The sequence below is a fragment of the Canibacter zhoujuaniae genome, from assembly GCF_011752005.1.
Taxonomy (GTDB): domain Bacteria; phylum Actinomycetota; class Actinomycetes; order Actinomycetales; family Microbacteriaceae; genus Canibacter; species Canibacter zhoujuaniae.
On sequence record NZ_JAAIJZ010000001.1, the window covers coordinates 433,769 to 455,346 of the forward strand.

Consider the following 21,578-nt stretch of genomic DNA (forward strand, 5'->3'; position numbering starts at 1 on the left):
AGCCACGCCAACGCCACCCAGAGAAAGCATTATGGAGAGAACTAATGTTGTGATTTTCTTATTCATCGTTTCACCCTTCACCATTGAATGTGAGCAGATTCTACTTCTAATCGGAACGTACAACATTATTTTGGAAATGTCAAGTATGAGCTGTAGCTGCACATCTACAGCGCTATCTGAGCCCTAACAAACGTTGTTAGTGTCACACCACCTGCGCTATTCAAACAGCTGGTCGAACTCACGGCGCAGCTTGGTAACAGTATAAATGTGCTTGCGAATTTCTGTCGCCTCATCGCTCCCGGGGTCTGCAACCAACCTTAGACGTCTTGTAAGCTCCTGCTGCAAGGTTTCAAAATCACGTTGCTGCAGCCGCACAACAGACTGCACCACGAATTTCTGAAACTGCCGGGTCTCTAAGTTTGGCAGCGGCAGCAGCGCAATCTCCCGCACCAGAGAACGCACCTCTGCAGGGGCTGCGGCGCTGACACGGTCAACCCAACCGGCGCCGTCACCAAGACTCTCAAGCGAAACTGCAATAGCATCGCGCACCTGTTTTAAAGGCCCAAGATCAACTCGCGCAGTTGCCGCATGCGCGAGACGATCCGCGCCGACCAACAGCGGATACTGCAGCATCGCTGCGAGCGCATCCACCTCTATCTCTGTTCCCGTATCTTGCGGGAGCATGCCGAGTGTGATCTGCGGCACCTGCTGGGGTGTGGTAGCAGCAACCGTATTTTGACCATTTGCCTCTGCGGTATCCGCCGCTAACTCCCGCGGAGCGGTGTGCGCCTTTGGTAGGGCAAGATTGCCGCGCTGTTTCAGTGCCCGAAACTCTCGCTGCACATCGGGAAAGTCTAAACCAACCATTTTGCCCAGCTCACGCATGTATTCCGGCTGCAGACTGCTGTCTTTAATCGCGGCGATTACCGGAAGAGCCCGCCGGAGCGCACCGTAGCGCCCCTCGATAGTGTTTAGATCATAGTTCTTAACAGCGTGTTGCAGGGCAAACTCGAACAGCGGTTTCTTCTCGCTAAACATTGCGATAACCGCGTTGTCCCCCTGCTGCTGTCGCAGATCGCTAGGATCTAAACCGTAGCGGTTCGTTGCAATATAGGTGTGGGCGTTGAACTGATGATCCTGCCCGAAAGCCTTCAACGCTGCAGCCTCACCGGCGGAGTCCGGATCAAAGGTGAAAATAACTTCAGCCGCCGCCTCGTCACCCAGAATGCGGCGCAAGAGACGAATGTGATCTGATCCGAACGCGGTACCGCAGGTCGCTACCGCGTTGGTGATACCCGCAAGGTGACACGCCATAACGTCTGTGTACCCCTCAACGACGATTGCGCTGCGTCGCTCAGCGATAGTTTTTTTCGCGCTGTCTAAGCCGTAGAGCACCTGTGATTTTTGATAAATCGGTGTTTCAGGGCTGTTCAGATATTTTGGCCCCTGGTCGCTCTCTAAAAGTTTTCTGGCACCAAAACCGATAGTTTGGCCGGTGATGTTTTTTATTGGCCACATAATACGCCCGCGAAAGCGATCATAGATGCCACGGCTGCCAGCCGACGCCAGCCCGCTCGCAGTGAGCTCTTCTTGGCTAAACCCGCGCTGCCTTAATAGCCCTGTCAGCCCATCCCAAGAGTCTGGTGCATAACCAATCTCAAATTTTTTTAACGCCCCACTGTCAAAGCCGCGCTTTGCCAGAAATTCAACCGCAACCTGACCGTTTTCAGTTGCAAGCTGCCGGGCGTAAAACTCTGTGGCGATCTTGTGCGCCTCATAGAGTCTGGTTTTGCTCGGCCCTTTAGGCGCCCCCTGCCTATCCTCATAAGAGATTTGATAGCCGACTCGCTCAGCGAGCCTCTCAACCGACTCTGTGAAAGAGAGGTGTTCGTGCTTTTGTAAGAACGCGATCGTATCGCCGCTTTCGTTACACCCAAAGCACTTAAAATAGCCCTGATTTACGTTGACGGTAAAGCTCGGTGTTTTCTCATCATGAAACGGGCACAGCCCTTTAAATGACCCGGCACCAGCCCGCTTCAGGGTCACATAGTCAGATACCACATCAAAAATATTGACCCGCTGCTTAATCGCGGCAATGTCACTCTCGGGTATGCGGCCTGCCATGCCGTTAAGTCTAGCGCGCCGCTTAAACCAGCGGAATAGCGCAGTAGCGGTTATAAAGCTCAATCGCTGCTTGATCCGACAGACTCGCAACCTGATCTACAACAGCACGCTGCGCTGCGTGCTCACTCTCAGCACTATTAAAATCGCTCTGGAATGCGGGATCCATCAACCCCGGTTGCTGCCAAAATTTATCGAGCAGCTCAGTAAGCAGTTCACGCTGTTTGCGGTAAGTCGCCTGCCTGCTGTCTGCGCGCATGACATAGGCTGCAACAATCCCCTTCAAAACAGCGATTTCTGCGCGGATCGTGCGCGGCACAATCACACTGCCCCCGTAGCGCGCAAGCTGTTCCGCAGCATAGCTTTCTTTCGTTGCGGTAATCGCGGCGCCCGCAAAGCGACCGATCATATCGCTTGTGAAATTTTTTAGCTGCGCTGCGTCTTGACGGCTGCCCGTCCAATCAGTCAACCACAGCGACGATGCAGCAATATTCTCGTATGCTTCACCCAATTCAGCGATCGTGTATTCGTTGCCAGACCACTCGGCGATAGTGCGCAGTGTCGCCTGATGCCCGCTCTTTGCAGCGAGCATAAACGGGGTTATGTGCTCACTAAATATCGCGTCTTCAAAATCGTGCACAGAATAGGCGATGTCGTCAGCGAGATCCATCACCTGCGCTTCAAAGCTTTTACGGCCCGGCACCGCACCCTGCCGCAGCCAGTCAAAAACAGCGCTATCTGAATCGAAGTAGCCAAACTTATGACGTTTATTACCGGTCGCATCGATGCGGCCCCAAGGATACTTACACGAGGCATCGAGCGTTGCGCGCGTCAGGTTCAAACCTATCGAGTTGCCGTTAGCATCAAAACGTTTTGATTCAAGACGCGTCAGGATGCGCAGGGTTTGCGCGTTTCCTTCAAAGCCACCGGCTTTATCAGCCCATTCATTCAGCGCGACTTCACCGTTGTGCCCAAACGGTGGGTGTCCGAGGTCGTGGGTCAGACAGGCGGTGTCAACCAAATCTTCAGAGACATTAAAACTTGCGGCAAGCTCCCGACCGATTTGCGCCACCTCAAGCGAGTGTGTGAGACGGTTGCGCGCAAAGTCGATGCCCGCGCGGGGGCTGAGCACTTGAGTTTTTAACGCTAAGCGTCGCCACCCAAAACTGTGCAAAACACGTGCCCGATCCCTAGCAAAATCGCTGCGAGAACTGGTGTGCTGCTCTGGCTGAAAACGCTCAAAGTCAGCTTCTGAATATCCCTTAACCACCGTTACCGTCAATTTCTGCCGCAGCAAGCTCAGTGAAGTCGATATTTTCTACTGTCTGTGTATCGAGCCAGCCCTCCGGCAGGTGCGGCCGTTTTGGTCTGCCGGCGCGGCCCCGCGGCCCTTCGGCTCCCTCACCCGGATACGCCATGTCGCGATCCATGGTTGCAAATATCTCATCCATATGTTCGAGTGAGATCACCGCCGCAAGCGCCCGCCGCACATCTCCGCCAACGCTATAGCCTTTGAAATACCAGGCCATATGTTTGCGAATATCGCGACATGCGTGCGCCTCATCGTCACCAAAAAACTCGATTAACAGCTCGGTGTGGCGGCGCACAGCATCCATAACAGCGCCGAGTTTTGGCGCTGCAGCCAGGGCGCGCGCTTCCTCCCAGCTGATGCGCCCGGCACGAGCCTCAAACATCGCCTGCAGATCACCGAACAGCCACGGCCTGCCGAGACACCCCCGACCAACAACAACACCGTCACAACCGGTCTGTTCAACCATCGTAATAGCGTCCTGCCCAGACCAAATATCACCGTTGCCGAGCACCGGAATATCCGCACGCGCCTTCACAATTTCAACAAGTTCCGCTATTGCATCCCAGTCAGCTTTGCCGGAATAGTGCTGCGCGGCGGTGCGGCCGTGCAATGCGATTGCGCTGACACCCGCATCAACCGCAGCCCGTGCAGAATCCTGGAAAGTGAGGTGATCCTCATCGATCCCCTTGCGCATTTTAATAGTCAGGGGGATGCTGCCCGCCGCTTTCACCGACTGCTCAACGATTGCTGCGAACAGATCTTTTTTCCACGGCAGTGCCGCTCCCCCGCCTTTGCGTGTCACCTTCGGCACAGGGCAGCCAAAATTCAGGTCGATATGATCGGCAAGATCCTCGTCTACCACGATTTTCACGGCTTCCGCGATAGTTTTCGGATCAACCCCATAAAGCTGCATTGAACGCGGGGTTTCGCTCTCATGAAACTGAATTAATCGCATGGTTGCGGGAGTTTTTTCAACCAGCGCACGGCTGGTAATCATCTCGCTAACAAAAACCCCGTCACCATACTCTTTGCACAGTCTCCGGTAGGCAGTGTTGGTGATACCGGCCATCGGGGCCAGCTCGACCGGAATATCGAAACTGAGCTTCCCTATTTTTAGCGGTTGGTGTTCAACTGTTTGATTCATTGCGTCATAATTCTCGCACTATTTACTTCAGTGGCAAATCAACTGCACCACCGAATCTGCGGTTTCTGCCGTGAAACTCTTGAATTGCCCGCCACAAATCGGTTCTATCAAAATCTGGCCACAGCTTCTCAACAAACATCATTTCAGCATAGGCAGACTGCCACATCATAAAATTGCTCGTGCGCATCTCTCCCGATGTGCGCAGAAAAAGATCAACATCGGGTAGCTCCGGCACGTAAAGATGGCGTGCTAGTGAGCGCTCGGTAATATGTTTGGGATCCAGTTTGCCGTCTTTGGCAGCTGCAGCAAGCGCCCGCACCGCATCAACGATTTCAGTGCGCCCCCCATAGTTAACACACATAGTGAGTGTTAAACCCGTGTTGCGCCGGGTGAGAGCTTCAGCTGCATGCAGCTCTTTAATAACCGAAGACCACAGCCTAGGGCGTCTACCCGACCAGCGCATACGCACGTTCCAGTCGTGTAGCTGCGCCCGCCGTTTTCTTAAAACTTCACGGTTGTATCCCATGAGAAAGCGCACTTCTTCTGGTGAGCGGCGCCAGTTTTCAGTTGAAAATGCGTAGACGGTGAGATACTTAACCCCGGCTTGTGCAGCGCCCGCCACAACGTCTAACAGTGTCTGCTCACCACGCCTGTGCCCCTCAATGCGAGTGAGTCCCCGCTGGTTTGCCCATCTGCCGTTACCGTCCATCACGATCGCTATATGTTTTGGCACCGGTCCGCTAAATTCAGGCGGAGTCTGCCCGGTCCAGTCAACGGGCACGAGCGTCTCAGACTCTTTCGCCACGGTTTCCCCTTTGCTGTTCTGCCCTTCTGGCTATTTCATCGATTGTAAGCGACTTTAAGCCACGCTCAAGTTGCCACCGCACAAATGCCGCGATTAGGTCACTGACATGCTGGCGGCTACTGGCATCACTGTTGTTTACGCGCACCCAGGCTCCAATCAAGAGCGCTGCCAAAAGCTCATACTCTGCAAAACTAATGCGTGACATAGCCGGTGTCGCGCAGTTATCGCAAACCACCCCGCCGTGCTGCACACTAAAGTGGGTGAGATTATCTCGCGACCCGCACACCACACAAGAGCGCAACTCAACCGTCCAGCCTGCCAGTGCGAGACTGCGCAAAAGGTATGAATCGCGGAGCAGCTCAGGGGCCTGCTCTCTGCCGGCTAGTGCTTTTAACGCTGCGCTCAAAAGGTTGAACTGATGCACGCTTGCGTCCATTTCAGTCAGCTGAATCGCTGTTTCGGCCATGATGCTTGCAGCCCTGTAGCGGTCAAAATCCAAACTGATTTCAGCACCGAATAGGGCTAGTGAGTCAACTTGATTCAGTGAGTCGAGACCGCTTCGCCCCTCAAACGCAAGCAGGTCTACGATATTAAAAGGTTCAAGCCTGGCGCCTATTTTTGAGTTGATCTTGCGTACACCGCGCGCAACTATTCTGCGCTGCCCGTGTGCGCGGGTGAGGGCTGTAATAATGCGATCAGCCTCACCCAACTTTTGGGTGCGCAGCACAATCGCATGATCCCGAAACACTGGCATAAGTAGAGTATTTAGCGCCGCGCCCAAGATTTACTTAGCGCACGCCGATTTGCAAGAATTAATCTGTGGAAAACGAGATCTTTACCATTCCGCTCGCATTAGATATTTCAGCTGTCGCTCTCGGAAGTATGCAGGGCGCACTTTTTGCAGCGGGCTTTAAACGCCTTGATTTGCTTGGTGTTGCGGTAATCTCCATCTGCTGCGGCATTGGCGGCGGTCTGATCCGAGATCTTTTTCTAAATGTGACACCGGCAACTATGACCACCAACTGGTACATGGTGACGTGTGTGGTGGCCGGTATGATCGGGATGCTCCTGCAGCGCGTGCTGTTGAAGGTCGATAAGCTAATCAACGTTTTTGACGCGCTCTCACTCGGCGCTTTCGCAGCCCTCGGCACAACTAAAGCTCTCGCCTTTGGGCTGCCAATTGTGCCCGCTATCTTTTGCGGCGCGGTGACCGCCGTCGGCGGTGGTGTTGTGCGAGATGTTTTTTTGAATCTGCCAATAGCAGCTCTGCACGTCGGGTCGTTTTACGCGGTTGCGGCGATTGTTGGATCAACGTTCGTGGTGCTCGCAATCAAGTTCGGGATGAGCATCACGATCGCGGGTGTTATCTGTGTTGTGTTAACCGCTGCGATCCGTCTGCTCGCGATGCGTTTTGGCTGGAGCCTGCCCGAGCAGCGTGCGCTCGATAGGCGCCGTCGTCGTCGCCAGCGCCAGGTCGAAGAGACCATCGAAGCGATCCGCACTCGCACAATTCAGATACCGCATTTACCGGATGGACTACCAGACATCGATCCGGAAGGGCCAAACCCAATGCCGCGCGCCTAATAGGCGCGAACACTACCGGCGCATCCCTTTACGGCGTCTGCCCGCTTTTTGTTCGGCCGCTAACCACGCCGTCTGTGCGGGGGTCTGCCCGCCACTGGCGTTAGCTTTGGAGCCTAACGCAGCCGCTCCCGCACGTGACAGCGCCCAGGCATGGGTTATCGCAATCGCGAGCGAGTCGGCAGCATCGGCCGGCTTTGGCAGGGCCGCAAGCCCGAGATGCCGGGCCACCATCGTTGCCACCTGTGATTTATCAGCCGCACCGTAACCTGTCACCTGCAGCTTAACTTCATTTGGAGTGTAGAGCGTCACCGGAATACCGCGCTGTGCCGCTAAATAAAGAACCACCCCTGAAATCTGCGCAACACCCATCACAGACGGCAAATTTTGCTGCGCAAAAACACGCTCTAAGGCAATCTCGTTCGGCTTCTCAGCGCTATCCAGGATCCGCTCAATAGCCCCGCCGATCTTCGCGAGACGCTGCTGCGGTTCACTATCCGCCGCGCTCTGCAGCACCTCAACATGATCGAACTGCAGTTTACGACCGGGTAAAAGAGTAACGGCACCGACCCCACAGCGTGTTAGCCCGGGGTCGATGCCGAGAATCCTTGTCATAAGGTGATTTTATTCGTCTGCCTCAAGCTCCGCCTGCACCTCAGCGGTCAGACCAAAGTTTGAGTAAACGTTCTGCACGTCATCGCTGTCTTCAAGCGCATCAATCAGCTTAAAGATTTTCCGCGCCGTCTCAGCGTCAATATCAACCTTCAGATTCGGCACAAACTCAACCTCAGCTGATTCGTAATCGATCCCAGCATCAGCCAGCGCCTTTCGAGCCGGCTCAACATCGTTTGGCTCGGTGATAATCTCAAACGCCTCACCGTTCGGGGTTTTCTCTACCTCTTCAGCACCAGCTTCGAGCACCGCCTCAAAAATTGAGTCTTCATCTGCGCCCTCAGCCGCTACGGTAATCACACCTTTACGGTTGAAGTTGAAAGACACGCTTCCCGGGTCTGCCATGTTGCCCCCGTTGCGGGTCACCGCCACACGCACTTCGGTTGCTGCACGGTTGCGATTATCGGTCAGACACTCAATCAGGAGCGCCACACCGTTGGGGCCGTAAGCCTCATACATAATAGTTTCGTAGTCAACAGCATCACCGGTGAGACCTGCGCCACGCTTGATAGCGCGCTCAATGTTGTCGTTCGGCACAGACTGTTTTTTAGCTTTGTGCACAGCAACTTCAAGAGCCGGGTTGCCCTCTAAGTCTGCGCCGCCAATTCGTGCGGCAACCTCGATATTCTTGGTCAACTTCGCAAAAGCTTTTGCACGCTTCGCATCAAGCGCTGCTTTCTTGTGTTTGGTTGTTGCCCACTTGGAGTGACCTGCCATCGATATTCCTTACCGTCTTCAGAAAAAGTCAACAGATTCAGTTTAGAGGTAATCGGCAGATTACCCCATATTTCTTGCGGATCGCGCGGCTAACTTGTGACGTCCCACGCCGATGCGAGCTGTGCTCTAACCTCTTCAAGCAGCTGCGGCAGTGCCTTCGTGCGCGCGATGATGGGAAAGAAATTAGAGTCGTATCTCCAACGCGGCACGATGTGCTGATGCAGATGGGCTGCGATCCCAGCACCAGCCACCTCCCCCTGGTTCATTCCGATATTAAAACCGTGACAGCCACTCACCTCTTTGATAACGCGCATCGCGTGCTGCGTTAAGAAACCGATCTCTGCAACCTCTGCGGCAGAAGCTTCGTCATAGGTCGAAATATGCCGGTAGGGGCACACAAGCACATGCCCGCCGTTGTATGGAAACAGATTCATCAGGACGAAAGCGCTCTCGCCACGCGCAACGATAAGACCGTCTGCGTCGCTCTTTGCCGGCGCCGCACAGAATGGACAGTCTGCTGCTCCCGGCTGGGTGTGGTCTGCCACATACGCCATCCGATGCGGCACCCAGAGCCTGCTGAAACCATCAGGCGCGCCGGCGGCAAACTCCGTCTCACGCTCTGCGCCGAAGAGGTCGGCCGGCAGATCCACCCCCTGCGCTACTGTGTCCGCATCTTCTAGGCCCATGCGGTGTTCACCTGTTCGTGCTGCTGAATCGCCTGCACGATGCGCTCCACAGCCTCAGCCACCGGCACACCGTTTAACTGTGAGCCGTCACGGAAGCGGAAACTGACCGCGCCAGCGCTGCGATCCTCTTCACCGGCGATGAGCTGGAAAGGCACCTTCGCTTTGGTGTGGGTGCGGATCTTCTTTGGCATTCGATCATCGTCGTGATCCACCTCAGCACGCACACCGTGCGCGCGCAGTTTTTCAATAATCTCATCGAGGTATGAGCCATATTCAGCGGCCACCGGAATACCGACAACCTGCACAGGAGACAACCAAACCGGGAATGCACCAGCATAGTGTTCAAGCAAAATTGCGAAGAATCGCTCAACCGAGCCGAGCAGCGCCCGGTGAATCATGGTCGGACGTTTACGCGTGCCGTCAGCGGCAGCGTATTCAAGCTCGAACAGCTCCGGTTGATTAAAATCGAGCTGCACGGTGCTCATCTGCCATGTGCGGCCGATCGCATCACGCGCCTGCACCGATATTTTCGGGCCGTAAAAAGCCGCACCACCCGGATCAGCAACCAGCTCGAGACCTGTTTCTTCTGCCACCTCACGGAGTGTTGCTTCAGCGGTTTCCCACTGCTCATCTGTGCCCACCGATTTTTCCGGATCGCGGGTTGAGAGCTCAAGATAGTAGTCGCTGAGGCCGTAACCATTCAGCACATTAAAAACCTGTGTCAGCTGACTCTTAATCTCATCGCGCACCTGCTCATCGGTAACATAAATGTGCGCGTCGTCCTGGGTCAGGCCGCGCACACGGGTCAGGCCTGAGAGTGTGCCGCTCTTCTCGTAGCGGTAAACCGTGCCGAACTCGGCAAGACGCAGCGGCAGCTCACGATAGGAGCGTGCGCGAGCGCGATAAATGAGATTGTGGAAGGGGCAGTTCATCGGTTTCAGGTAGTAATCCTGCCCGGGTTTTATGACGTTGCCCTCGCTGTCACTCACCTCGTCAAGATGCATTGCCGGAAACATGCCGTCTTTATAGAAAGACAGGTGCTGGCTTGTTTCAAAGAGGTGCCCCTTCGTAATGTGCGGGGTGTTTACAAGGTCGTAGCCGGCCGCAAGCAGTTGCCCCCGTAGGTACTGCTCAATTTCATTACGGATGATGCCACCCTTGGGGTGGAAAACGGCAAGACCCGAACCGATTTCATCAGGGAAGCTGAACAGATCTAGCTCGACTCCGAGCTTGCGATGGTCGCGTTTCGCGGCTTCTTCAAGCCGCACCTGATAGGCGCGCAGCTCATCTTTGCTCGGCCACGCGGTGCCGTAGATGCGCTGCAACTGCGGATTCTTCTCACTGCCCCGCCAGTAAGCGGCGGCTGTGCGCATTAAACTCCAGCCGTTGCCGATTAGCTTTGTGTTGGGCAGGTGCGGGCCGCGGCACAGATCCTTCCAAAGCACCTCACCGGTTTTCGGATCAACGTTGTCATAGATTGTAAGTTCTGCACCACCGACCTCAACGTTCTCGTTATCGTCGCCGGTGCTGCCCTTGATCCCGATTAGTTCAAGCTTGTAAGGCTCATTTGCGAGCTCTCTGCGCGCTTCGTCCTCTGACACCACGCGACGCACAAACCGCTGCCCCTGCTTCACAATCTGCTGCATTTTTTTGGTGATCTCTTTGAGATCTTCAGGTGTGAACGGCGCAGCAGGATCAAAATCGTAGTAGAAACCGTCGGTTACCGGTGGCCCGATGCCCAATTTAACTTCTGGGTTGATCGCTTGCACGGCCTGCGCAAGCACGTGCGCGGTGCTGTGGCGCAAAATGTTTAAGCCGTCTTCTGACTCAAGCGTGACCGGCTCAACTGTATCCGTGTCAGAGACTGTAGCTGCTAAATCTTTCAATTCGCCGTTGACGCGCATCGCGACGACGTTGCGGTCGGTAAACAGTGAAAAACCGTCTGCCACAATCTCTCCTAAGTGGTAGATCTGTTGTTAACTTCTCTACGCTGCATCTAGTCTAAAAATTTCTACTTCTATCTTAGAGGCGTAGACTTATCGGGTGTCAGAAACCTCTGCAATTCGTTTATCAACTGGTTTTCCGGATAAGCCGCCCTTCGCATTAATCATTAGCCTGGCAATGTTAGCGATGTTGGGGCCGTTCACAATCGACATGATCTTCCCCGGTTTCCCGCATATCGGCAGGGAGTTTAATGTCAGCACGGCACAACTGCAGCAAATTACTAGTATTTATCTTGTTGCCTTCGCAGGAATGAGCTTATTTCACGGCGCTATTTCTGATGCGATAGGGCGCAAACGGGTTATGCTGCTTGCCTTTAGCGTCTATCTGCTCGCCAGTCTGGGCACGACTCTTGCGCCGTCGTTCGAGCTGCTGCTGATTTTTCGCACTGTTCAAGGGCTGTCAGCAGGTGGTGCAACTGTTATCTCTCGCGTCATAATTCGCGATCTCTACAGCGGCCCGATTGCGCAGCGACTGACCAGTAATGTGATGATGGTTTTTGCGCTCGCTCCCGCTATAGCGCCAATTATCGGCGGCTGGGTGCTGCTCATCGGCACCTGGCGTCATATCTTTTTTGCGATGTTCGTATACGCCGCTGTGACTCTCGTCTTAACGCTCATTCGCATTCCTGAAACACTGCCTAAAACCAAGCGTCTGCCGTTTAAGCCTGGCGCTATTCTGAAGGCGCTAGTGCATGTGGGTCGCAACCCGCGCTTCTTACTGCTTGGCTTGGTCACATTAGCCAGCCAGGGTTTCTTTGTTTACATCAGTGCCGCGCCTGTCATTATTCCGCACTACTTGGGGCTCAGTGAACAGGACTACTGGCTTTTATTTGTGCCTATTATTGGCGGTATGACCATCGGCAACCTGCTGGTCGGGAGGCTCTCATTCAGGGTGCGGCGCAGCACGTTCATCAGTATTGCGCTTCCGGTGTTGCTCATAGCCCACAGCTACAGCACGGTGATGGCATATTTGATCATCGACACAGGCAACACCCACGCCCTCCCCGCGCAGTTGCTCATGGTGGGGCCGGCGTTGGCCGGGCTGGGTGCGGCACTAATGATGGGCCCGACGCAGCTTGAAATGGTTGACATGTTCCCTGATTCAAAAGGTAGCGCGACCAGCGTCGCATCATTTCTGCTGCTGCTCTGCTCAGCAACTATCGCCGGTGTCATAGTGCCGGCGGCTGAAAGCGCTGCCTGGCAGTTGGCTGCCGGCGCCCTGGGGCTGGTTGTAGTTGGCAGCATCGGATGGTTAATTTACCGGGCTGTCGTTAAAAAACCGGTTTAGGGGTTTAGAAGCGTGTGGCTCCACCCGTCTGCAGTGTTGAGATTCGGCTGCTCGCTCCCCTGCCACTGTAAACGTACCCGCCGGTGCATCCGGTGATCGGTGCCACGCCAGAATTCAATTTCTCGCGGAAGCAACACGAAACCACCCCAGCGCTCCGGCAGCGGCACATCACCTTCCTGATAGAGCGCCTTGGCTGCTGCAAAATTAGCGTCGCGCTCAGCCTCACTCGCAACAGCCTGTGACTGCTGTGAAGAATACCCTGCGAGCCTGTTCTCTACCGGGCGAGCCTGCCAGTATGCCAGATCACTGTCGCGTGAGGTCAGCGTCACATCGCCGCGCACACGCACTTGGATCCACGCATTGTGCCACAGCATCGTAATAGCTGCCTGCGGGTGTTTCTGCAGTTGCACCCCCTTAACAGAGCTGCGGTCAGTATAAAACTCAAAGCCAGACTCCCTAGGCGGCCGCACATACACGATTCGCGAGTCTGGGTATCCGCTCTCAGCATCGAAGGTGGCAAGTGCGGCTGCACGGTGATCAACAATGATATCGCTGCTCTCAGCTGTTTGCCACCACTTAGTTAGCAGGTCTAGTGGTGCATAAGACCCGGAAGCTAAGGCTTCAAAAGTTTCAGTAAAGAGCTGATCATACTGTGCAGAACCCATAATAAAAGTCTATTACGCGATTCTCGCAGTCAGAGAAAACTACTGTGATTAGTAAGTAATCTGTGAGCGATACTGGATTCGAACCAGCGACCTCTTCCGTGTCAAGGAAACGCGCTAACCAGGCTGCGCCAATCGCTCATTTAGTGGAGGTGGCGACGGGATTCGAACCCGTGTATACGGCTTTGCAGGCCGCTGCCTCGCCTCTCGGCCACGCCACCGAAAGGAATAAACCTTACCGGGGGTGGTTCGGTTAACCGCCCACCAGAGCGGATGACGAGACTCGAACTCGCGACCCTCACCTTGGCAAGGTGATGCGCTACCAACTGCGCTACATCCGCTTGCTACACGTTCCCGTGCAACTCGATTAACTTTAATAAACTCATTATCATTTTGCAAATAATCACGGCGCTCAGCGTGTCGCACGCACTCTGCACTGTTTCATTTTGTTAACTCTCGCCCGTATTTACGCGATATGCCCCGAGGTGGCAATAAGCTTTTACATAAGACTGACCCGGCAGTCAAGAACTTATTAAAATGCTCCAAGATCCGATTTCGTCCGAACCCACGCCTGTGCCGCAGCGGCGTCGCACTGGGCGGGTGCTGGCGTCCCTGTTAGTTGGTGCCTGTGTGCTCGCCGGCAGCTACTACGCCTACGATCAGCGCTACACAATTTCAAACTGGATTCAGACGCAACAGTTTGAGCCATCTGCTGAGGTTGCAACTCTCGAAGAGCATCTCCAACTAACCACCGCCGGCTCGCTCGTCTTCAGATCAACGCATCCAGAGATTATCGATCGCGACCGGTTTAATAAGGCGTGTGCCGGTGTTGACCACAGGGAGGGCGGTCATGTTGTCGGTTGCTACTCGCACAAGCACGCAATTTATCTGTTTCGCGTCAATGATTCCCGCATTTCTGGAATCGTCGAAACCACCGCTGCGCACGAACTTTTGCACGCCGCCTGGGCGCAACTTAAAAACGGTGAGCGCGAGAGCCTGCAGCAGCAACTGCTCAGCTTTTATGAGGAAAGAAAAGCCGCAGATCCCGCACTTGCTGAGCGGATGAGCGTGTATGAACACCTCTCAGAAACAAGTTTCGCTAACGAACTCCACTCAGTGTTAGGCACCGAAGTTAGCGATTTGCCCAAGACCCTGGAAACGCACTACAGCAGCTACTTCAAAGACCGCGGTGCGATCCTCTCCTATTTCAACGGTTACCATTCTGTGTTCAGCGACCTCCAGGCAGAAGCTGAGCAGCTACAGGCAAACATGGACGGCATTAAGTCTGAATACGAGTCTCGCAGGGCAAGCTTTGAAGATGCAGTGCGCTCATTTAATGCAGACGCAGAGGCTTTCAGAAAACGCAATGACGAACATTTTTATGCGGACGACCCAGCAGCGTTTTACCGAGAAAGCGATCTACTGAAACAGCGCCGCGACAGCTTAGAAAATGAGCGGCTCCAGCTAGAAGGGCTCGCATCTGATTTTGAAACAAAGAGGCAACGCCTCTTGGAGTTATCTGAAACCTCTGTCGACCTCAACCGGAAACTCGACAGCAGCCTAGATCCGCTCCATTAGAGAACACCTCTGTGCTGCAGTTGTTTAACAACCTCGTCATACTGGCTGCGGCTCACTTGCGCAGCCTCGCGACGCATTCCTGAGGTCTTAACGCGCAAAATACGATGTGGGTTAAGATAGCTGTTTCGCTGTTCCGCATCCCACGGCCCAGACCCTATATTAATAAATCCGCGATGCTGTTTAGTTGACAGATAGCAACCAATTACCGTCTCTTGATCGCAGCGGCCAAGGATCAGCACGGGACGATCTTTGCCGCGCCCGTCAGCCTCCTGATACGGCACCCACGTCCAAACAACCTCACCCGGATCTGGATCGCCATCATGATTCGGTTGATAACCAAACACAGCCGACTTAATTTCTGCTGTTTTAGCGTCACAGGTGGCGCCAGCGCCGTAACGTCCGGGAGATTCCGCGCCAGATACTTGATAACCGTGCTTGTGTTGAGAGGCGCTGCGGCCCCGAGCAGATCTGGTGCCGCGCCGGGTGCGTTTTCCACGAAACAGCTCAGCAAACAGCGACTCTAAAGTTTTTCGGATCAACCGTTCCCAGTTCATATGCGCGCCCTAATCAGCAATTTCACCTGAGCACAGGGCGTTTACGCGCGACATACAGCGCAGATACTTCTTGCGATAACCGCCGTCGAGCATGCCACCGCCAAAAATAGTGTTTAGCGGGATACCGGTTGCTTGCATCGGAATCTGCGCATCATAAACGCGGTCAATGAAAGCCACAAACCGGAGCGCGGCAGACTGATCTGTCAGCTCGAAGGTGTCACGCAGGCCGATCCGGTCTATGCCGCTGACCAGCGCCGCATAGCTTGAAGGGTGCACATGTCTCAAGTGGTTAAGCAGGTCAACAAAGCTATCGTCGGTCACAAACTTGCCAGCTGCGCTATCGCGTGCAAGTTTTTCGGTGTACTGCTGACTGCTCAGCACAACCGCTTCACCCTCAATATTGCGCTGTCGGTAGTCTTCGCCGTCAATTCGTACGGTCACGAATTTTTCACTCATAGACTGAATCTCGCGCATAAAATCGGAAGCGGCGAAACGCCCCTCACCCAGTGCATTCGGCGGAGTATTACTGGTTGCAATGAACTTTGAACCGGTTGCGGTGAGATCTTTAATCAGGCGCGTCATCAGCATCGTGTCACCCGGATCATCAAGCTCAAACTCATCGATACAGATAAGTTTTGCGCCGCTGAGCACTTTCACCGCACCGTCGTAACCCAATGCTCCAACAAGCGCCGTATATTCAATAAAGGTGCCAAAATATTTGCGCCCGGCCTGCGCGTGCCATGCGGCCGCCAACAGGTGGGTTTTTCCAACACCGAAACCGCCGTCGAGATAGACACCCATTTTGCCGGCGGGCACAGTTACAGCAGGCGCAAGCTGTGCTGCCTCTTCTGCTACCCCCTGCTTTTTCTTACGCCCAAAGCCGAAAAATCCCCCGCGCTTTTCCTGCAGCGGCTGTGATCCGACACCGGCAACAAAATTGCGCAACAGCTGCCTCGCCTCAGACTGTGAGGAGTGCGCAGGATCCGGTTTATAAGAATCAAAAGTAGCCGTGGCAAACTGCGGTGGCGGTGTCAGAGTCGCCACAAGCTCCATGCCGGTAACCCGTGGGGTCCTGTGCGTCAGGTGATTGAATGCAGAATTTTCGTTTGCTAGCACCCGTTAATTTTAGACCGCTCAGCTTACAGCCAGAATTGCGGCGCGCCTCAGGGGTGGATATGAGAGGCACTCATAAATTATCAGTGTGAGCGCAACTTTAACAACTGCCCCGCCCAGTTTCGAGGCGGCGGTATCGCAAATTCGGGCGGCAAATTTTCGCGCTGAATTGCAGTGGGCAGAAATTGCAGCACCGCGCACAACCGCGCAGTTCACACACGCTATCGGTGGCGGAGTATCACACCTACAAGACAGAAACGCCGAGCCGGATCTTGATTCAGCCGAAGGCGCCGGGCGTCTGATACTTTTACACGACAGTAACAGCGTTGATAGCTGGGGCAGTGATTTTCGTTTTGTGTGCTACGCCCAGGCTCCCCTAGAGCTCGAAATGGGAGACGACCCTTTTATTGCAGATGTCACCTGGTCGTGGTTGCTTGATGCGCTCAACAAGCACGGCGCCGACTACACAGCAATATCCGGATCCGCAACAAAAACTATCTCCTCCGGCTATGGCGGATTAGCAGCAGCGGGCACGGGTGCGCAGCTACAAATTCGCGCCTCATGGACGCCGTGCGATGACAACTTTGCGGCGCACGCCGAGGCTTGGGCCCAGCTTTTGTGCATGATGGCCGGCCTACCAGACGCTGAGGGCGTCGTTTCCTTGAGCGCGCACCGTGCACGCAAGGAACGCGTTTAACAATGACGTCAGAGAAAGCTTTGCTGCCGCAGAGCTCACTGCGTCTGAGCTGGGAGCTCATTGATGACGATCTCGGTCTTAAAAGAGCTGTTACTGAGTTGGCAGCGCACGACGGCCCGTTTGCGTTAGACACCGAGCGAGCATCAGGATACAGATACTTCAGCAGAGCCTACTTGATCCAAATAAAAAGAGGCGACTCAGCGATCTTTCTGATTGATCCGATAGAAATTCTTGATCTTGAGCCGCTGCGTGAATTGCTAAACCAATCTGAGTGGATTTTGCACTCTGCGCCGCACGATCTTCCCTGCCTGGCTGAGCTGGGGTTGCGCCCGAAAAAACTGTTTGACACCGAGCTTGCCGGTCGCCTGCTTGGGAAAAAGCGCACCGCGCTTGGAAAACTTGTTGCAGAAGTTCTTAACGTGCAGCTTGAAAAGAAGTTTTCTGATGTTGACTGGTCGCTGCGCCCGCTGCACCACGAATGGCTTGAGTATGCGGCAATCGATGTCGAGTTTCTCGCCAACATACGCGAAAATTTTATCGCTGCAGCAAAAAAACAAAACAAGACCGAAATTTTTGCTGAAGAGTTTGCGGCGCTCTTAGAGTGGCAACCGAAACCTAAACGCGCCGATCAGTGGCGCCGCACTTCACACATTACGAAGGTAAACGGTGATAATCGGGCACTTGCGATTGTCAAAGAGTTGTGGCTCGCCCGCGATGCGCTCGCACGTGAGATGGATGTTGAGCCGACGCTGCTATTGCGCGATAGCGCGATTATTGCGGCCGCCGAAAAACGACCACGCTCTGAAAATGATCTCGTTCGCATGCGTGACTTTCGCGGCACCGCTGCACGCACAGAAGCCGGGCGCTGGTGGCGGGCGATCCGAAAGGGTAAACAGAGCACTGAGATATTGAAGCACCCACCAGAACGGGGAGATTCTGAAGCCAGTCTACGCCGGCTACTAACCGGCCGTGATGCGGATCCGGTGTTGCGAAAACGCCTCACACGCGGGCGTGAAATCATCGCAGAAATAGCCGATGAGATGGCGATACAACCAGAAAATCTGCTCGAACCGGCTGTTTTAAAACGACTTATTGTTAGGCCGCCTGAAACCCCAGATTTGGAGAGTCTCAACAGTGCCTTGCGCGAGCTTGGTGCACGTAATTGGCAGGTTGAAGCAATATCGCAAAAACTCAGGCTTATTTTTGTAGACTCAAACTAAAAGTAATTCCATTATTTTATTGGGAGGCAATGTGGCCACTGCAAGGCAAATCGCGTTTGTTGACGGCGTGCGCACACCATTTGGGCGCGCCGGCGAAAAGGGAATGTATTGGAACACCCGTGCCGACGATCTCGCTGTCAAAGCAACTCAGGGACTCTTAGAGCGCAACCCTGAGTTACCGCTAGACCGAATAGACGACGTCGGCATCGCAGCAACCACCCAGCAGGGTGATCAGGGGCTCACTCTGGGGCGCACTGTTGGAATTCTTGCTGGTCTGCCACAGTCAGTGCCTGGCTTTGCGCTTGACCGCATGTGTGCCGGCGCGATGACAACAACAACACTGCTGGCCAGCGCAATCGGGGCTGGGCACATCGATGTCGCCCTCGCTGGTGGTGTGGAGCACATGGGCCGCCACCCGATGGGGTTTGATGCAGATCCAAACCCGCGTTTTCTCGCGGAAAAAATCGTGTCGCCAGACTCGCTGAATATGGGTATTACCGCTGAGCGGCTGCACGACCGTTTCCCACATCTCACAAAACAGCGTGCGGACGAATTCGCAATGCGCAGCCAGCATAAGGTGGAGGCGGCTTACGGCCGCGGAGATATTCAGGCGGATCTTGTGCCTGTGGCGATTCGCTCTGCGCAAGGGTGGGGGCTTGCAACCGAAGATGAGGGTCGACGCCCAGAGACTAATCTCGAAAGCCTTGCCGGGTTGAAAACACCGTTCCGCCCGCACGGCCGTGTTACCGCGGGTAACGCTTCACCGCTCACAGACGGCGCAACTATGTCACTACTCGCTGGCGCCGATACCGCTAAAGAGCTCGGCCTTAATGTAAAAATGACTTTGGTTAACTACGCATTTGCGGGAGTTGCCCCAGAGGTTATGGGCTTGGGGCCGGTGCCCGCAACCGAAAAAGCACTCAAACGTGCCGGGCTGACAATTGACGATATTGGCCTGTTTGAATTAAATGAGGCTTTTGCCGTACAGGTGCTGTCGTTCACCGATCATTTCGGCATTGCAGACGATGATCCGCGCATCAACCCATGGGGTGGCGCAATCGCTGTTGGGCATCCGCTTGCATCTTCTGGTGTGCGTCTCATGATCCAGCTGGCACGCCAATTCGAGCAGCGACCAGATGTGCGTTACGGCATCACAGCAATGTGTGTTGGGCTCGGCCAGGGCGGCTCAATTATCTGGGAAAACCCACACTACAACGGCAAGAAAGGAAAGTAATAATGACTGATTACACAAAAATTGATTTCTCGCCGCTTATCGAGGCATCGGCAGACGAAGTAGTTACCGAAGCATATGTGCGTGATGTGAAACTTAATTCCGGGAAAACTTTAGCGCTCATCACACTCGATAATGGGCACGACCACTCTCGCCCAAACACTCTCGGCCCGCGCACGCTAGCGGGGCTGGGCAGCACACTAGACGAACTGCGTGCCCGTGCTGCCGCCGGCGCTATTGACGGTGTCGCGGTTACTGGCAAGCCGTGGATTTTCGCTGCCGGCGCTGACCTGTCAAAGGTTGGTTCTCTTGCAACCCGTGAAAATGCGCTGCTGATGGCACAGATGGGTCACTATGTGCTGGGCAAATTTAGCGATCTTGGCGTCCCGTCTTTTGCGTTTGTCAACGGTCTCGCGCTCGGCGGGGCAATGGAAATCGCACTCCACTGCGACTACCGCACACTCGATGAAAACGCCGCCGCACTGGCATTCCCAGAAGTATTCCTGGGAATTATTCCGGGCTGGGGTGGCGCAACACTCGTGCCAAACCTGATCGGCATCGAGGCTGCAATTGACATCATCATCAGCAACCCGCTCAAGCAGAACCGCATGATGAAGCCAAAACAGGCCTTTGAGTTGGGTCTTTTTGACGCAATGTTCGGCTCAGCTAGCTTCCTTGAAAACTCTCTGCGTTGGGCAGACAGCGTTCTTAGTGGTGACACTAAAGTGCAGCGCCCGAATGAGCCCGGCAAGCTTGAACGCCTGACCAAATGGCCGGTTGCCATTAAAATTGCCAGAAAAACTCTTGAGTCAAAAATTGGTACCGCGGCAAAAGCACCCTATCGGGCACTTGAACTGCTCGATGCTGCGAAGGATAACGACCGCGCAAAGGGCTTTGAACGTGAAGACCAGGCGCTCACCGATCTGATTTCTGATGACCAGTTCCACGCTTCCATCTATGCCTTCAACCTTGTGCAGAAGCGCGCTAAGAAACCTGCTGGCGCTCCAGCAAAAGAGCTTGCGCAACCCGTTAACAAGGTTGGAGTCATTGGCGCTGGCCTTATGGCAAGCCAATTTGCGCTGCTTTTCGCTCGCAAGCTGCGCGTGCCTGTGCTCATCACCGACTTAGATCAAGAGCGCGTTGATAAAGGCCTTAGTTACATCTATGGCGAAGTTGACAAGATGCACGAAAAGGGGCGTCTCTCAAGCGATGATGCCAACCAAATTAAGGCACTCGTCACCGGCACAACAGATAAATCACTCTACGCAGACTGCGACTGGGTGATTGAGGCGGTGTTCGAAGAACTCGGTGTTAAACACGCTGTATTCAAAGAGATTGAACCAATCATCAGTGACACCGCGATCATCGCAACAAACACTTCATCACTTTCAGTGGCTGAAATTGGCAGTGTGCTAAAGCATCCTGAACGTCTCCTTGGTTTCCACTTCTTTAACCCAGTGGCGGTTATGCCGCTGATTGAAGTTGTGCGCATCGAGCAAACCAACGATGAGGCACTCGCAACCGCGATGGCCACCGCTAAGAAACTCGGCAAGAGCGCGGTTATCACCGCGGATCGTCCCGGTTTCGTGGTTAACCGCCTCCTTGCAAAGATTATGGGTGAGCCAGCTCGCGCGATTGACAACGGCACCGACCTTGCGGTTGTTGAACGTTCGCTCGATCCAATCGGTTTGCCGATGGGGCCGTTTGAGCTGATCGATCTAGTTGGATACAAGGTTGCTGCGCACGTGCAAGACACTATGGCAACAGCCTTCCCTGAGCGGTTCTACGCAACCGATACTCTGCACAAACTCGCAGATGTTGAAAGCCCGCTAGAGAAAAATAAAGCCGGAAAACCAACCGGTTTTTCAAAGCAGGCTGCCAAACTCCTGGCGGGGGGCAAGAGTCCGAGCACCGCTGCAGAAATTCTGCGCACCGTTGAAGACGAGCTCGCAAAAGAAATTCACATCATGCTCGAAGAGGGTGTTGTGACCGCTGCTGAAGATATCGATCTCTGTCTTATCTTCGGCGCTGGCTTCCCGTTCCAAGCCGGCGGCATCACGAAGTACCTGGATAGAGTGGGTGCGTCAGAGCGAGTGAACGGTAAGAAGTTTCACGCCTAAACCCTAAAATCTTAGGTTCTCCTAGCGGATCAGCGTCAGCCAAGAAGTTGTTTGGCGCTGATCCGCTAGTTTTT

General features: G+C 54.4%; 19 protein-coding genes and 3 tRNA genes. 7 read left to right on the forward strand and 15 right to left on the reverse strand.

What is annotated here, in order from left to right; all coding sequences use genetic code 11:
- Positions 1–216: 216 nt before the first annotated feature.
- The 5 genes from dnaG to recO are packed head-to-tail and all read right to left on the reverse strand — an operon-like array spanning position 217 to position 6,136.
- On the reverse strand, positions 217–2,124 hold the full coding sequence (dnaG, locus tag HCR00_RS02005) for a DNA primase (RefSeq protein ID WP_166984697.1): 1,908 nt from the start codon (positions 2,122–2,124) through the stop codon (positions 217–219).
- Between the two features lie 22 nt (positions 2,125–2,146).
- Positions 2,147–3,391 (reverse strand): deoxyguanosinetriphosphate triphosphohydrolase, encoded by a 1,245-nt coding sequence (locus HCR00_RS02010; RefSeq protein WP_243854499.1) that lies wholly within the window; start codon positions 3,389–3,391, stop codon positions 2,147–2,149.
- Positions 3,384–4,577 carry a tRNA dihydrouridine synthase DusB gene (dusB, locus tag HCR00_RS02015; protein WP_166984695.1) on the reverse strand — a complete coding sequence of 398 codons (1,194 nt, stop codon included), beginning with the start codon at positions 4,575–4,577 and terminating at the stop codon, positions 3,384–3,386. The genes HCR00_RS02010 and dusB overlap by 8 nt, the downstream gene beginning before the upstream one ends.
- 22 nt (positions 4,578–4,599) lie before the next feature.
- Complete coding sequence (locus HCR00_RS02020) at positions 4,600–5,382, reverse strand: isoprenyl transferase (protein WP_167142288.1); 783 nt, start codon at positions 5,380–5,382, stop codon at positions 4,600–4,602.
- Positions 5,366–6,136: a DNA repair protein RecO gene (gene recO, locus HCR00_RS02025; RefSeq protein WP_166984693.1), complete on the reverse strand. Its 771-nt coding sequence runs from the start codon at positions 6,134–6,136 to the stop codon at positions 5,366–5,368. The genes HCR00_RS02020 and recO overlap by 17 nt, the downstream gene beginning before the upstream one ends.
- A gap of 65 nt (positions 6,137–6,201) precedes the next feature.
- Between recO and HCR00_RS02030 the strand changes: the two genes are divergently transcribed.
- On the forward strand, positions 6,202–6,966 hold the full coding sequence (locus tag HCR00_RS02030; protein ID WP_167142291.1) for a trimeric intracellular cation channel family protein: 765 nt from the start codon (positions 6,202–6,204) through the stop codon (positions 6,964–6,966).
- 12 nt (positions 6,967–6,978) lie between these two features.
- Here HCR00_RS02030 and ruvC read toward each other — a convergent pair whose 3' ends face one another.
- The 4 genes from ruvC to thrS form a co-directional block, all read right to left on the reverse strand.
- Positions 6,979–7,578, reverse strand: coding sequence for a crossover junction endodeoxyribonuclease RuvC (ruvC, locus tag HCR00_RS02035; protein ID WP_166984691.1), 600 nt, complete (start codon positions 7,576–7,578; stop codon positions 6,979–6,981).
- 9 nt (positions 7,579–7,587) lie between these two features.
- Positions 7,588–8,352, reverse strand: coding sequence for a YebC/PmpR family DNA-binding transcriptional regulator (locus tag HCR00_RS02040; RefSeq protein ID WP_166984690.1), 765 nt, complete (start codon positions 8,350–8,352; stop codon positions 7,588–7,590).
- Positions 8,353–8,441: 89 nt separating this feature from the next.
- On the reverse strand, positions 8,442–9,038 hold the full coding sequence (locus HCR00_RS02045; protein WP_166984689.1) for an HIT family protein: 597 nt from the start codon (positions 9,036–9,038) through the stop codon (positions 8,442–8,444).
- Complete coding sequence (thrS, locus tag HCR00_RS02050) at positions 9,029–10,942, reverse strand: threonine--tRNA ligase (protein ID WP_424945196.1); 1,914 nt, start codon at positions 10,940–10,942, stop codon at positions 9,029–9,031. The genes HCR00_RS02045 and thrS overlap by 10 nt, the downstream gene beginning before the upstream one ends.
- 139 nt (positions 10,943–11,081) lie before the next feature.
- Between thrS and HCR00_RS02055 the strand changes: the two genes are divergently transcribed.
- Positions 11,082–12,329: a multidrug effflux MFS transporter gene (locus tag HCR00_RS02055; RefSeq protein WP_166984688.1), complete on the forward strand. Its 1,248-nt coding sequence runs from the start codon at positions 11,082–11,084 to the stop codon at positions 12,327–12,329.
- On the opposite strand, the gene HCR00_RS02060 is transcribed toward HCR00_RS02055, so the two are convergent.
- The 4 genes from HCR00_RS02060 to HCR00_RS02075 form a co-directional block, all read right to left on the reverse strand.
- Complete coding sequence (locus HCR00_RS02060) at positions 12,326–12,994, reverse strand: pyridoxine/pyridoxamine 5'-phosphate oxidase (RefSeq protein WP_166984687.1); 669 nt, start codon at positions 12,992–12,994, stop codon at positions 12,326–12,328. The two genes, HCR00_RS02055 and HCR00_RS02060, sit on opposite strands and share 4 nt — an antisense overlap.
- A 63-nt stretch (positions 12,995–13,057) precedes the next feature.
- Positions 13,058–13,132 (reverse strand) — tRNA-Val (locus HCR00_RS02065).
- 6 nt (positions 13,133–13,138) lie between these two features.
- Positions 13,139–13,212: transfer RNA gene (locus HCR00_RS02070), tRNA-Cys, on the reverse strand.
- 47 nt (positions 13,213–13,259) lie between these two features.
- Positions 13,260–13,332: transfer RNA gene (locus HCR00_RS02075), tRNA-Gly, on the reverse strand.
- Between the two features lie 196 nt (positions 13,333–13,528).
- On the opposite strand from HCR00_RS02075, the gene HCR00_RS02080 reads away from it, so the two are divergent.
- Entirely contained in the window at positions 13,529–14,569 is a 1,041-nt protein-coding gene (locus HCR00_RS02080) for a hypothetical protein (protein WP_166984686.1), read from the forward strand.
- On the opposite strand, the gene HCR00_RS02085 is transcribed toward HCR00_RS02080, so the two are convergent.
- Together HCR00_RS02085 and zapE are read right to left on the reverse strand one after the other, a co-directional pair.
- Entirely contained in the window at positions 14,566–15,123 is a 558-nt protein-coding gene (locus tag HCR00_RS02085; protein ID WP_166984685.1) for a type II toxin-antitoxin system PemK/MazF family toxin, read from the reverse strand. The two genes, HCR00_RS02080 and HCR00_RS02085, sit on opposite strands and share 4 nt — an antisense overlap.
- 9 nt (positions 15,124–15,132) lie before the next feature.
- Positions 15,133–16,239, reverse strand: a complete 1,107-nt coding sequence (gene zapE / locus HCR00_RS02090) for a cell division protein ZapE (RefSeq protein WP_424945188.1) — start codon at positions 16,237–16,239, stop codon at positions 15,133–15,135.
- An 85-nt stretch (positions 16,240–16,324) separates the two neighbouring features.
- On the opposite strand from zapE, the gene HCR00_RS02095 reads away from it, so the two are divergent.
- From HCR00_RS02095 to HCR00_RS02110, 4 genes are read left to right on the forward strand one after another with little or no spacing between them, the layout of a single operon-like run.
- Positions 16,325–16,933 (forward strand): DUF3000 family protein, encoded by a 609-nt coding sequence (locus HCR00_RS02095; RefSeq protein ID WP_167142294.1) that lies wholly within the window; start codon positions 16,325–16,327, stop codon positions 16,931–16,933.
- Positions 16,934–16,935: 2 nt separating this feature from the next.
- Entirely contained in the window at positions 16,936–18,153 is a 1,218-nt protein-coding gene (locus tag HCR00_RS02100; RefSeq protein ID WP_167142297.1) for an HRDC domain-containing protein, read from the forward strand.
- Positions 18,154–18,184: 31 nt separating this feature from the next.
- Entirely contained in the window at positions 18,185–19,387 is a 1,203-nt protein-coding gene (locus HCR00_RS02105) for a thiolase family protein (protein WP_167142300.1), read from the forward strand.
- Positions 19,388–19,389: 2 nt separating this feature from the next.
- Positions 19,390–21,504, forward strand: a complete 2,115-nt coding sequence (locus HCR00_RS02110) for a 3-hydroxyacyl-CoA dehydrogenase NAD-binding domain-containing protein (protein WP_167142303.1) — start codon at positions 19,390–19,392, stop codon at positions 21,502–21,504.
- Positions 21,505–21,578: the final 74 nt, after the last annotated feature.

Bases quoted from the DNA above. Each gene is read 5' to 3' on its own strand.
- recO (WP_166984693.1), bottom strand. From the start codon at position 6,136: ATGCCAGTGTTTCGGGATCATGCGATTGTGCTGCGCACCCAAAAGTTG.
- dnaG (WP_166984697.1), bottom strand. From the start codon at position 2,124: ATGGCAGGCCGCATACCCGAGAGTGACATTGCCGCGATTAAGCAGCGG.
- thrS (WP_424945196.1), bottom strand. From the start codon at position 10,942: ATGCGCGTCAACGGCGAATTGAAAGATTTAGCAGCTACAGTCTCTGAC.
- dusB (WP_166984695.1), bottom strand. From the start codon at position 4,577: ATGAATCAAACAGTTGAACACCAACCGCTAAAAATAGGGAAGCTCAGT.
- ruvC (WP_166984691.1), bottom strand. From the start codon at position 7,578: ATGACAAGGATTCTCGGCATCGACCCCGGGCTAACACGCTGTGGGGTC.
- HCR00_RS02040 (WP_166984690.1), bottom strand. From the start codon at position 8,352: ATGGCAGGTCACTCCAAGTGGGCAACAACCAAACACAAGAAAGCAGCG.
- HCR00_RS02080 (WP_166984686.1), top strand. From the start codon at position 13,529: ATGCTCCAAGATCCGATTTCGTCCGAACCCACGCCTGTGCCGCAGCGG.
- HCR00_RS02045 (WP_166984689.1), bottom strand. From the start codon at position 9,038: ATGGGCCTAGAAGATGCGGACACAGTAGCGCAGGGGGTGGATCTGCCG.
- HCR00_RS02100 (WP_167142297.1), top strand. From the start codon at position 16,936: ATGACGTCAGAGAAAGCTTTGCTGCCGCAGAGCTCACTGCGTCTGAGC.
- HCR00_RS02060 (WP_166984687.1), bottom strand. From the start codon at position 12,994: ATGGGTTCTGCACAGTATGATCAGCTCTTTACTGAAACTTTTGAAGCC.
- HCR00_RS02110 (WP_167142303.1), top strand. From the start codon at position 19,390: ATGACTGATTACACAAAAATTGATTTCTCGCCGCTTATCGAGGCATCG.
- HCR00_RS02085 (WP_166984685.1), bottom strand. From the start codon at position 15,123: ATGAACTGGGAACGGTTGATCCGAAAAACTTTAGAGTCGCTGTTTGCT.